The following is an 11,387-nucleotide window of genomic DNA, read 5'->3' as shown; positions in this document are numbered from 1 at the left end:
GGAGCCCTGACGCCGGGCGCACAGCCGGGTGCGGCGCGGCCCTGGACCAGGACCGCGCCGCACCGCTCAGGCGAACCACCAGTGCTGTCCGGGGTTGTTCCAGCAGGGCCACTGCTGGATGGCAGCCCCGTTGTAGGTGCTGATGTCCTTCACGTCCAGGCACATCCCGCTGCCCCGGTTGACCACCGACACGTAGTTGCCGCCGACCGCCCAGACCTCCCACTGCTGCGCGAGGGTGTTGTTGCAGGCCCACTGCTGCACGACCGCGCCGGCCGCCCGGCTGCCGTCCCTGACGTCCAGGCACAGGCCGTTCATCTGGACCTTGAGCGCGTACCAGACGTGGCCGCCGCTGGAGTACACCGGCACCTTCTCCCAGAGCTGGCCGGACCCGCCGTAGCAGGGCCACTGCACGTCAGGCGTCCCCCAGTTGGGGTTCCGCTGCCACACGTCCAGACACTGGCCGCTGTGTTGGGCTCTGACCTCGTAGTACGTGACCGACCTCGGGGTGCCCGACCCGGGGGCCGCCGCCGCCGGGCCGGTGACGGCGAACACCGCGGCGGCCACCGCGAACAGGGCGAGGGACTTTCTCAGGAGCGTGGTGAACATGATGATCCCTTCAGGACGGACGCCGCGGGTCCGATCCGCGGCATGGAAATAGGTTCGCGCCGATGGGGTCACTCCGGCATCGTGGTACCCACCACTAGGTTTTCCCCGGGGGACCGATGGCACTGATCGAGCGCGAGCACGAACTGGCCGCCATCGCCGCCAGGCTGGACGCGGCGGCCGACGGGCACGGCGGCGTGCTGCTGGTGGAGGGGCCGCCGGGGATCGGCAAGACGGCGTTGCTGGCCGCCGCCGGAGCGCACGCCCGCGCCGCCGGGGTGCGGGCGTTGGGCGCGGTCGGCGGCGAGTTGGACCGCGAGCTGCCGTTCAGTGTCGTCCGCCAGTTGTTCGAGCCCGTGCTGCGTTCGGTGGCCCCGACGGAACGGGCCGAGCTGACCGCCGGCGCGGCATCGTTGGCCGGGCCGGTGTTCGAGGCCCCCACCGCCGGCGCGGACCCGGACCAGCTCGGCGACGTCGTGCACGGCCTGTACTGGCTGTGCTCCAACCTGACCGAGGCCGGGCCGCTGCTCCTCGCGGTCGACGACGTGCACTGGATCGACGACGCGTCGGGGCGGTTCCTGTCCCACCTCGCCCGGCGGATCACCGACCTGCCGGTGCTCCTGCTGGCCGCCGGCCGGCCGGGGCGGTCGTTCGACGGGTTCGTGGGCGGTGCGCTGGGCGGCACCCAACCGGAGCTGCTCCGACCACGGGCACTGAGCCCCGCCGGCGTCGGAGCCCTGGTCCGCCACGACCTCGCGGCCGACGCCGAGGACGAGTTCTGCACGGCGTGCGCGCGGGCCAGCGGCGGCAACCCGTTCCTGCTCACCGAGGCCCTGCGCAGCCTGCGGGCCGAGGGGGCGCAACCGGTGGCGGCCGAGGCGTGGCGGCTGGAGAGCCTGCGCCCCGACACCGTGGCCCGCGCCGTGCTGACCCGGATCGCCCGGCTCGGCCCGCAGGCCCGGAACCTGACCCGCGCGCTGGCCGTGCTCGGCCCGTCCGCCGACCTGCGGCACACCGCGGGCCTCGCCGGGCTCGCCGTCGACCGGGCCGCCGAGCTCGCGGACCTGCTCGCCCGGGAGGCGATCGTCGGCCCGGGGCGCCCCCTCGACTTCACCCACCCGCTGGTCCGCACCGCCGTGTACGCCGACTCGAGCGAGGTACTGCGGGCCGCCGAACACAAACGCGCCGCCCGGGTCCTGGCGGGCGACGGCCGGGCCCCCGGTGCCCTCGCGCCGCACCTGCTGCTGGCCGAGCCGGCAGCCGACCCGTGGGTGGTCGACACGTTGCGCGCGGCGGCGCACGCCGCGTCGGCCCGGGGCGCGCCCGAGTCCGCCGCCGCGTGCCTGAACCGGGCACTGCGCGAGCCACCCGTCGCGGCCGACACCGGGCCCCTGCACGCCGAACTGGGCCGGGTACTGGGCCTGGCGCACCGCCCCGACGAGTCCGCAGCCGCCTACCGGCGGGCCCTGGAACTCACCGAAGCGCCCCTGGACCGGATCGGGACGGCCCTGGACTTCGGGTTCGCGATGTTGCGCGCGGGGCGGGCCGACCGGACCGTCGAGGCGTTCGAGCTGGCCTACCGGGCGATCGACCGCGACCCGGCCGACCTGCCGCTGCCCCTGATCTCCTGGCTGGCCGGCGCGGGCCTGCTGACCATGCGCCCACCGGCCGTGATCATCGCGGTCCTGGACCGGGTCGCGCCCCGGCTGTCGCCCGAGCGGACCGTGGACCGGAGCATCCTGGCCTCCCTGGCCTTCGCCGCCGCCGCGACCGGCGACCGGCCCGCCGCCGAGGTCGTCCGGCTCGCCCGGCTGGCGGTCAGCGGCCCCCTGCCGGACGGGGAGCAGTCCGTGCTGCTGGGGATGGCCGCCGGAGCGCTGTCGATGTCCGGCATGCACCAGGAGTCCCTCGACCTCATCGACCGGGGCCTGGACGTGGCGCGCGGCCTGGGCGCGCTCGCGGCGTACCAGTTCATGATGATGCTGCGCTCGCACCAGTGCCTGTTCGCCGGCCGGCTGGCCGAGGCCGAGGGCGACGCCCGGGCCGCCACGGACACCGAGCCCGGGACGGCCGGGCGCCCCAACCCGGAGGCGGCCGCCACCCTGGTCAACGCCCTCACCGCCCGGGGCCGCCTCGGGGACGCCCAGCGGGCGCTGACGGCCGGCGGCCTGGAGGAGGGGCACGAGATCGGGGTGCTGATCAACCACTTCGGCATGATCGCCCGGGGCCGGCTCCGACTGCGCCAGCTGCGATCCGCCGAGGCGCTGGCCGACCTGGCCGGCTGCGGAGCGGCCCTCGCCGGCCGGGGCTACCTCAACCCGGGGTTCGCACCGTGGCGGATCGACGCCGCGCTCGCCGCCCACGCCCTCGGCCGGGCGGAGGAGGCCACTGCGCTCGCGGCCGAGAACCTGCGGCTGGCCCGCGCGTTCGGGGCGGCCGAGCCGGTGTGCGCGGCCCTGCGGGTCTGCGGACTCCTCACCGGCGGCCCGGCGGGACTGGGGCTGCTGGAGGAGGCGGTCGCGCACGCCGACACCGACTACGCGCGGGCGCAGACCCTGGTGGAGTACGGGGCGGCGCTGCGCCGGGCGGGGCTGCGCGCCCGGGCCGGCGACCCCCTCCGGCAGGCGTTGGACGCCGCCACCCGGTCCGGGGCCGACGGGCTGGCCACCCGGGCCGCCGAGGAGCTGCGCGCGATGGGCCTGCGACCCCGGCGCCCGATGCTCACGGGCCGCGACTCCCTCACCGCCGGCGAGCTGCGGGTGGCGACCCTGGCCGCCGACGGGGCCACGAACCGGGAGATCGCCCAGCTGCTGTTCCTCACCCGGCGCACCGTCGAGGTCCACCTGACCAGCACGTACCGCAAGCTGGAGATCGACTCCCGGGGCGCGCTGCGCGGTGCGCTCGACCCGCGTTCCTGACCCGCCGGGGCCGCCACCAGCCAGGTGGCCCCGGGACCGCGCCGCGCCCTAAGCTCGGGGCGTGAGCGTCGAGCTGAGGCCCCCGGGGCGCTCCCCACGCGCGGGCCGGGTCACGGGGCGCCTGCCGCGCACGGGCCACCCCTTGAGCCGCCTACCGCGCACGGGCCACGCCCTGAGCCGCCTGGTCCTGCTCGCGGCGCTGGTGGCCGCCGGCTGTGGCGGTCCGTACCAGGTGGATCTCGCCGACGTGCCGCCCGCCCCGCCCGCCCCGCCGACCCAGCCCGGGGCCTCCACCGGCACGTTCACCTGGGACTGCGGCCGCAACGCCGAGGGGCACCGCAACGCCGACAACATGATCGCCAGCCCGGGGGAGCGCGGCGCGGCGCACCACGTGCACGACTACGTCGGCAACCTGTCCACGGACGCGACCTCGACCGACGCCTCCCTGGCCGGCGCGGCCACCACCTGCGGCAACGGCGACCTGTCGACCTACTACTGGCCGGTGCTGCGGACCGGCGAGCCGCACCACGGCCCGATCCGGCCCCCGACGTCGGTGCGGCTCGTCTACCACGGCAACCCGACGTCCCCGGTGCTGCCGCTGCCCCGGTTCACCCGGGCCAGCACCGGCGACGCGAAGGGCGGCCCCCTGGTCCGGGCGTCGTGGACGTGCGAGGGCCGGACGGACCGGCTGACCACGAAGTACCCAAAATGCAAGAAAGAGACCTTTCGGGTGTACGACTTCCCCAGCTGCTGGGACGGCCGCCGCACCGACAGCCCCAACCACCGCGACCACCTGGTGTTCCCGGCCGCGAACGGCGCGTGCCCGCCGAGCACCTTCGCTGTCCCCCGGCTCCGGATGACGGTCAGCTACGACCTGCGCGGCGCGGAGTACTCGATCGACACGTTCCCCGAGCTCAAGGGCGATCCGCGCACCGACCACGCCGACCTGGTGACCGTGCTGCCCGACCCGCTGACCGCCACCGTGGTCTCCTGTCTGAACTCGGGAAGAAACTGTTGAACCGTTCCGGCCCGGCGTGCGTACCCCAGGTGGGAACAGTAGGAAGGGGCGGGTGCGATGTGGCCGCGAAGACGGCAGCCATCCAGCGACGAGGCACTGGTCCGTTCGCTGTACGAGGAACACGGCCGGGCGTTGCTGGCGTACGCGACCCGGCTGCTCGGTGACCGGGCCGCCGCCGAGGACGTCGTCCAGGAGACCCTGATCCGGGCGTGGCGACACGCGGGGTCGCTCTCCGAGGCGGAGGGTTCGGTGCGCAGCTGGCTGTTCACGGTGACCCGCAACCTCGTCACGGACCGGTACCGCGCGAGGGCCGCCCGCCCGACCGAGGTCGCCGAGACGCCCGCCGCCGTACCCGTCGAACGCGACCACTCCCAACGGGTGGTCGACTCGATGGTCGCCCTCGAAGCCCTGGGCACCCTGTCCGACGAGCACCGCAGCGTGCTGGTCGAGCTGTACTTCCAGGGCCGCACGGTCACCGAGACGGCGGAGGTGCTGGGCATACCCTCCGGTACCGTGAAATCCCGCTCCCACTACGCGCTGCGCACCCTGCGGGACTGGCTGGACACCACGCCGGTCGCGCTGAAAGGAGTCGGGGGATGACCCACGACAGGAGCCTGCTGGGCGCCTACGTCCTCGGCGCGCTCGACGACGGGGACCGCGCGGGCGTCGACGAACACCTGACCGGTTGCGAGGAGTGCCGGCGCGAGGTCCGGGAGCTGGAGGAGGTGAGGGACGTGCTCGGAGAGGTGCCACCGGAGGCCCTGCTCTACGGCCCACCCGACGACGACGCCGTTCTCGACCGCACCCTCGGCCAGTTGCGCGCCGAACAGGGCACCCGGGCCCGCAGCCGCCGCCTCTACGCCCTCGCCGCCGGCATCGTCGTCCTCGCCGGGGTCGCGGTCGGCGGCGTCGCGGTCGGCCGGGCCACCGCCCCCGGCGCGCCGCCCGTGGCGGTCCAGCCCACGGCCACCGCCGCCGTCCAGCCCCCGGGCACCCGGCGCGGCACCACCGTGGACGCGGTGTCGAACGTGCGGCTGACCGCGAGCGTCGTACCCGTCGCGAACTGGGTCAAGGTCGTCGTCGCCGTCGCCGGCGTCCCCCAGGGCGAGAACTGCCGGATCGTCCTCGTCGGCCGCGACGGCACCCGGGAGATCGCGGGCGGCTGGATCGTGGGCGAGAAGGGCGCTTCGGGGGGTACGACCCTGGAGGGCACCGCCGCCCTCGACGCGCGCGACGTCGCCAAGGTGGAGATCGTGAACACGAGTGGCAGGACGTTCGCGTCACTGACCCTGTAGGTCCGGCACGGAAGGGGCGCCCGATTCATCGGGCGCCTTTTTTGTTGTCGAATATGGTGAACCGTCCTCGTTGTCGGTCCGTAGTGAGGGTAGAGACCGACACAATGGAGGATCCGATGAAGAAGCTCGCCGCACTCGCCATCCTGACCGGCACCGTCCTCGCCCTCACCGCCTGCGACGGCTACGACAAGCCCGCCGCCGCGCCGGCTCCGGTGGCCACCTCGGCCCCCGCCGCCGCCGGTTCCCCGCAGACCCTGCGGGTGGCCACTGTGGACGGCTTCAGCACCTTCGTCACCAACGCCAAGGGCCGCACGATCTACCGGTTCGACAAGGACACCAACAACCCCGCCAAGACCACCTGCTTCGACGCGTGCGCCGAGAACTGGCAGCCCGTCCTCGCCGGCCCCGGCGACGCCATCGACATCCAGGGCGTCGACAAGGGCCTGGTCGCCCTCATCGACCGCCCCGAGGGCAGGCAGCTCACCCTGAAGGGCTGGCCGCTGTACTACTACAAGGACGACAAGGCCCTCGGCCAGACCGCCGGGCACGGCAGGAACGGGACGTGGTTCGCGATCGCGCCCGACGGGGCGAAGGCCAAGAAGGCGGAGGCCGCGGCGACCCCGACCAAGGCCGGCTACTCGTACTGACCCGCGCTCCCGACGGGCCCGGCCACCACGGCCGGGCCCTCAGCGTGCCCCACCCCCCCCGTGCCTCATGCCCGCACGAAGCGCCGGTCGGAGTCCGCGAGCCGTCGCGTGGGGCCGGCCGCGCGGAGGACGACGTCGAGCACCCGGTCGACGTCAGCGGCGTACGCGTGGCTGAACCAGGCCATGTTCGCCTCCACCACCGCCCAGTACGGCTCACGGTCCCTGTCCGCGGCCACCAGGCCCACGTCCACGACCACCGCGCTGGGCAGGGTGTCGCTGTGACCGTCGAGGAGCACGGCCGCGAAGTCCTCGACGTCCGCGCGGCGGGAGCTCTGCGCCAGAGGCACGGGATCGAGCTGCCCGAAGGTCAGGTAGCGGCTCGCGGTGTGCACCCGGCCGTCGAGCACGAACAGCCGGTACTCCACGACGAACCGCACGACTTCGCTGACCAGCACGACGGTGTCAGGGTCCCCGGCGGGCAGGTGGGAGCCGTCCGGGTACACCTTCGCGGCCAGGCCCTTCTCCCTCGGCTGCTTGACGAACGCCGGTCCGGTCAGCCGCCGGGCCGCACCCAGGGTCGCGGTACGGACCCGCCTGCCCCGGACCGGATCCGGGAGATCGGTCAGCCACGAGTCCACCGGCTCGATGGGCGCGACACCGATCTCCCCGGCCACCGCGGAGACCAACCGGGGGCCGGCGTACAGATGCGCGGCGCCGGTGCCACGCAGCTCATCGGGGACTGACGGACCCGCGAGCCGGGCCACGGTCATGCCCCGCGCGGCGGCGGCGTCGGCGAGGAGCTCGCCGGTGCTGTTGGCATGGGCGGGCAGGACGAACAGGTCGGCGTTCACATGTCGATTCTCCCTGCGGTGGCCAGGGGTTTGCGCAGCTGTGTTCCGCACCCTCGTGGTGAGCGCCTCGAAAGGGCCGGTGGGGCAGGCCGTGGTCCGACAGACTGGTGATCATGAGAACGGAACCGGATCCGGCGGTCAGGTGGCGGTCGCCTGGCGGGCTGGCATGCCGTTGACCGACATCGAGCGACTGGCCCCGTTCGTGGAGCTGTCCGGGTCCGGCGGCGGCGGGAGGCGGCGGACGTGGTCGGGGCGCGCGGGCCAGCATGGCGGCCTCGGCCGCCGACACCGCCCGGAGGGGGCTCAGGGGGCCGGGGTGTGGATCGTGGTGGCGAGGGCGTCGAGGAGTTTGCGGACCAGGGCGGCCGTCGTCGTGTCCGTCAGCGTGCCGTGTTCGTCGAACCGTTCGCCGGCCTTGAACACCATCACCTCCGGCTGGACGACCATCCGCGCGTTGATCCACACGAACGACTGCCGCAGCGCGAGCTGGGCCCGGACCGCGCCGAAGTTGCCCGGTGAGGCGCCCATGATGGCCACCGGCTTGTGGGTGAGCGACGAGTGGCCCGCCGGCCGGCTCGCCCAGTCGATCGCGTTCTTCAGCACGCCCGGGACCGAGTAGTTGTACTCCGGGGTCACGAACAGCACCCCGTCCGCCTGCGAGATCCGGCGCCGCAGGTCGGCGACGGGCTCCGGTGGCGTCTCGGTGTCGGTGTCCCCGTCGTACGGCGGGATGTCGCGCAGGCCCTCGTAGAGCTCGACGGTCATGCCGGCCGGGGCGAGCTGCCGGGCCGCCCGGAGCAGCGCCGTGTTGAACGAGCCGGCGCGCAGGCTGCCCGAGATGCCGAGAACGGTGATGTCGGTCATACGCCCACAGTACGGAGCGGGTCCGGCCGACGAAACGGAAACGTCGACCGGCCCGGACAAACGTTGCCCACCCGAAGAGAGCTGCGCAGCCTCGCCGGCCCGGACCCGGCCGGTGAACGAACCCCGACCGGGCGGCCCCGGGCGGACAGAGCTCGGCCCGGGGCTTCGCGCGAGCGGCTAGAGCTGCTTCTCGATGGCGGAGACCAGCTCCGGGGACTCGGGGGTGGTCTGCGGCGAGAACCGGCCCACGACCTGCCCGTCCCCGTTGACCAGGAACTTCTCGAAGTTCCATCGGATGTCGCCCGCGTGGCCCTCGGCGTCGGACGTGTCGACCAGCGCCTGGTACAGCGGGTGGCGGCCGGCGCCGTTCACCTCGAGCTTCTCGGTCAGGGGGAAGGTCACGCCGTAGTTCGCGTCACAGAACTCGGCGATCTCCTCCGAGGAACCGGGCTCCTGGCCGCCGAACTGGTTGCACGGCACACCGAGGACGACGAGGCCCTGGTCCCCGAACCGCTCGGCGAGAGCCTGCAGGCCCGTGTACTGCGGGGTCAGGCCGCACTGGGAGGCCACGTTCACGAGGAGGACGGTGCGGCCACGGTGGGCGCCGAGCGCGTCGGGGCCGCCGGCGAGGGTGTTCACGTTCACGTCAAACAGAGACATGCGGCAACACTACTAGTACCCCCCGACATGTCCGTCTGTGATCTTCGGCCGGCGGACGTGGCGCACACTGGGCGTGGGGCCCCGGACCGGCCGGCGGCGGTGGGCGGACACTGGGTGGGACGCGGGCCCGACCGGCTCCGGCGGGCACACCGGGTGGGACGCCGGCCCGATCGGTGACCACCCGGTCCCGGCCGGACCGACGACCGTGGGACCCCTGCCTGGAGGAGGCGCTGATGACCGGCTCGCCCCGGATCCTCGTCGTGGACGACGAGCCGCAGATCGTCCGGGCGCTCCGGATCAACCTGACCGCCAGGGGGTACACGGTCGACCTCGCCGCCGACGGCTCCCAGGCCCTGCGCTCCGCCGCCCACCACCGCCCCGACCTGGTCGTCCTCGACCTCGGCCTGCCCGACATGGACGGCACCGACGTGATCCGGGGACTGCGCGGCTGGTCCGACGTCCCCATCATCGTGCTGTCCGGGCGGGCCGGCAGCCAGGACAAGGTGGAGGCCCTCGACGCGGGGGCCGACGACTACGTGACCAAGCCGTTCGGCGTCGACGAGCTGCTGGCGCGGGTGCGGGCCGTGACCCGGCGGCACACTCCGGTGGAGTCGACGCCGGTGGTGCGGGTGGGGGAGTACACGGTGGATCTCGCCAACCGGACCGTCACGCCCGACACGCATCTCACCAAGACCGAGTGGGAGCTGCTGGAACCGTTGCTGCGGAATCCGGGGAAGCTGATCAGCCAGCGGCAGTTGCTGACGGACATCTGGGGGCCGACGTATGTCGGGGAGACGCACTATCTGCGGCAGTACATGGCGCAGTTGCGGCGCAAGCTGGAGACGGATCCGGGGCGGCCCCGGCACCTGCTGACGGAGCCGGGCATGGGGTACCGGTTCGCCCCGTAGCCTGCGGGTGGCCGGCGTCTGGAGCCCGCCGGGCGTCGGTCAGCGTGCGGTGTGTCCCCGCCGGGCGCCGAACTCCAGACCGGGCCGCCGTCCCGCGCGCAGCGGAAGGGGACCGCCCAGCCTGGCCATCTGCCGCCGGTACGCGCGCACCTCCGCCGAGGTGCCCTCGACGCCGGCATCGCGGTCGGGAAACACCGTCCCGCCAGCGGCCACCGTGTGCGCCGTCGCCCCGAAGACGTTGCCTTGCAGGCGGCCGACGTCCACCCGGCGGCCGTTGACGGTGTACCAGACCTCGCGCCGGTTGCCGAACAGCACGATGCCCTGGGGGAGGAACCCGACGTCGGTGTAGACGTCGAAATCCCAGTCGCCGGGGTCTCCGCCCGACGCGTGATCTCCCCGGAAATGGTGGAGGAAGCGGGCCAGCCCGACCGGTGCGCCGTAGGGAACCACCGCGTCGGCGTACGCCTCGCCGGAGTCGAAGTAGACCCTGAACTCCACGCCGAAGAGCCGGCCCCGGATCTTCCTTTCGACGCTGAGCGAGAACATGTCCGCGTCGCCGCTGCTGGCGCGGTTCCTGGCGTCGACGTGCCGGTTGAGGTACCCGTACGACAACGTCTCCGGGGCGGCCAGGAGACCCGGAATCCGTTCGACCGAGCCGTGCAGCAGGTAGGCGCACATCAGGTCCACGGGATGCTTCTCGTGCGCCCGTCGGGTGAAGAAACCCTCGGAAAAGCCGTCCCGCACGGGTACCTCCAGCCGCCGCTCCTCAGGTGGTCGCGGGCTCGGGAGATGGTAGCGGGTCGGGCTCGGAGGTCCCGGGGCCTCGACACGGGCGCCGGCAGTCGGCTGTGGGGCCGGCCACGCGTCGGGGACAATCGTGCGGTGAACGATGGTGTCGTGCATGTGTTCCTCGCCCTCGGCCAGTTCCCCTCGGAGGCGGAGCTGCGGGCCTACCTGGACGAGCGGTGGTCACCGGACGGGGACGCGGAACCCTCGACGTTCATGGCGCAGGCCGGCATCGTCGAGCTGACCCCCGAGTGTGTCGAGGCGGTCCACATCGACGACCTGGGGCATCCGGGTCCCGTGGCACCGGCGGAGCTGCTCCGGGAGGCCTCCTACGCCGACCAGTGGCTGGCCGACCTCGACACGGCCGAACTGGCCGACGCGGCGATCTGCGTCTACCCGCCGAACGTGGTGACGAATCCCGGGGGAACACCCCTGCGCTACGTCGGCGCGTTCCCCGTGCGGACCTGAGACTGCCCCTCCGCCTGGACGGATACGCCGACGGCGGCCAGGCCCGCAGCCAGTGTGGCGGACCGGATCGCCCCGGCCGGCAACCCGCGTAGGGACTCCCGAGCCCGGAGCGCCACCTCCGGGCGCGGCGACCGGGCCATGTCCAGCAGTAGGCGGATCTCCCGTTCGGAACCGTCCTCGCCGAGGATGTACGCGAGCTGGTCCTGCCACTCCCCGCTCTGCGAACTCCAGCCCTCCAGCAGGTCCGCCCACTCGACGGCGGAGAACCGCGACAACGCGTCCCGGGAGTGCTCGACCCCGACGTCCCACCAGTAGTCGGTGCCGGGGCCGATGAAGGCGGGGTCCACGATCCGCATACCGATCACCGTC

At 73.7% G+C, this 11,387-nt stretch carries 13 protein-coding genes; 7 read left to right on the top strand and 6 right to left on the bottom strand.

The genetic code is table 11. The annotated features are described in order from the left end of the window. Positions 1–66: 66 nt before the first annotated feature. Positions 67–606 (bottom strand): RICIN domain-containing protein, encoded by a 540-nt coding sequence (locus tag AB0M43_RS13330; protein WP_363724171.1) that lies wholly within the window; start codon positions 604–606, stop codon positions 67–69. 116 nt (positions 607–722) lie between these two features. On the opposite strand from AB0M43_RS13330, the gene AB0M43_RS13325 reads away from it, so the two are divergent. The 5 genes from AB0M43_RS13325 (at position 723) to AB0M43_RS13305 (ending at position 6,481) form a co-directional block, all read left to right on the top strand. Further along, the gene (locus AB0M43_RS13325; RefSeq protein ID WP_363724169.1) at positions 723–3,521 is read left to right on the top strand and encodes an AAA family ATPase; all 2,799 of its coding nucleotides are present in this window, start codon (positions 723–725) and stop codon (positions 3,519–3,521) included. A 142-nt stretch (positions 3,522–3,663) separates the two neighbouring features. Beyond that, a complete protein-coding gene (locus AB0M43_RS13320; protein WP_363724167.1) occupies positions 3,664–4,539 on the top strand; it encodes a DUF1996 domain-containing protein in 876 nt (291 codons plus the stop codon). 57 nt (positions 4,540–4,596) lie between these two features. Continuing rightward, complete coding sequence (locus AB0M43_RS13315; RefSeq protein ID WP_363724165.1) at positions 4,597–5,139, top strand: sigma-70 family RNA polymerase sigma factor; 543 nt, start codon at positions 4,597–4,599, stop codon at positions 5,137–5,139. After that, positions 5,136–5,834 carry a zf-HC2 domain-containing protein gene (locus AB0M43_RS13310; protein WP_363724163.1) on the top strand — a complete coding sequence of 233 codons (699 nt, stop codon included), beginning with the start codon at positions 5,136–5,138 and terminating at the stop codon, positions 5,832–5,834. Before AB0M43_RS13315 ends, AB0M43_RS13310 begins: the two co-directional genes overlap by 4 nt. A gap of 116 nt (positions 5,835–5,950) precedes the next feature. Further along, entirely contained in the window at positions 5,951–6,481 is a 531-nt protein-coding gene (locus tag AB0M43_RS13305) for a hypothetical protein (protein ID WP_363724161.1), read from the top strand. Between the two features lie 65 nt (positions 6,482–6,546). On the opposite strand, the gene AB0M43_RS13300 is transcribed toward AB0M43_RS13305, so the two are convergent. The 3 genes from AB0M43_RS13300 to AB0M43_RS13290 all read right to left on the bottom strand — a co-directional run bounded on the left by AB0M43_RS13300 (position 6,547) and on the right by AB0M43_RS13290 (position 8,856). Continuing rightward, positions 6,547–7,332 (bottom strand): ATP-grasp domain-containing protein, encoded by a 786-nt coding sequence (locus AB0M43_RS13300; protein ID WP_363724159.1) that lies wholly within the window; start codon positions 7,330–7,332, stop codon positions 6,547–6,549. A 303-nt stretch (positions 7,333–7,635) separates the two neighbouring features. Continuing rightward, on the bottom strand, positions 7,636–8,196 hold the full coding sequence (locus AB0M43_RS13295; RefSeq protein ID WP_363724157.1) for an NADPH-dependent FMN reductase: 561 nt from the start codon (positions 8,194–8,196) through the stop codon (positions 7,636–7,638). A gap of 177 nt (positions 8,197–8,373) precedes the next feature. Further along, on the bottom strand, positions 8,374–8,856 hold the full coding sequence (locus tag AB0M43_RS13290) for a glutathione peroxidase (protein ID WP_363724155.1): 483 nt from the start codon (positions 8,854–8,856) through the stop codon (positions 8,374–8,376). Between the two features lie 233 nt (positions 8,857–9,089). Between AB0M43_RS13290 and AB0M43_RS13285 the strand changes: the two genes are divergently transcribed. Further along, positions 9,090–9,764: a response regulator gene (locus AB0M43_RS13285; protein ID WP_363724153.1), complete on the top strand. Its 675-nt coding sequence runs from the start codon at positions 9,090–9,092 to the stop codon at positions 9,762–9,764. Positions 9,765–9,803: 39 nt separating this feature from the next. Here the strand turns inward: AB0M43_RS13285 and AB0M43_RS13280 are convergent, their stop codons facing one another. Continuing rightward, positions 9,804–10,508 (bottom strand): hypothetical protein, encoded by a 705-nt coding sequence (locus AB0M43_RS13280; RefSeq protein ID WP_363724151.1) that lies wholly within the window; start codon positions 10,506–10,508, stop codon positions 9,804–9,806. 138 nt (positions 10,509–10,646) lie between these two features. Here AB0M43_RS13280 and AB0M43_RS13275 point away from each other — a divergent pair, with 138 nt between their 5' ends. Then, the gene (locus AB0M43_RS13275) at positions 10,647–11,018 is read left to right on the top strand and encodes an immunity 22 family protein (protein ID WP_363724149.1); all 372 of its coding nucleotides are present in this window, start codon (positions 10,647–10,649) and stop codon (positions 11,016–11,018) included. Here AB0M43_RS13275 and AB0M43_RS13270 read toward each other — a convergent pair. Continuing rightward, on the bottom strand, positions 10,988–11,374 hold the full coding sequence (locus AB0M43_RS13270) for a hypothetical protein (RefSeq protein WP_363724147.1): 387 nt from the start codon (positions 11,372–11,374) through the stop codon (positions 10,988–10,990). The genes AB0M43_RS13275 and AB0M43_RS13270 overlap by 31 nt on opposite strands. Positions 11,375–11,387 lie beyond the last annotated feature (13 nt).

Origin of the sequence: Longispora sp. NPDC051575 (genome assembly GCF_040681875.1) — a bacterium.
Taxonomy (GTDB): domain Bacteria; phylum Actinomycetota; class Actinomycetes; order Mycobacteriales; family Micromonosporaceae; genus Longispora.
This window is presented reverse-complemented; position numbering and strand designations above follow the sequence as displayed.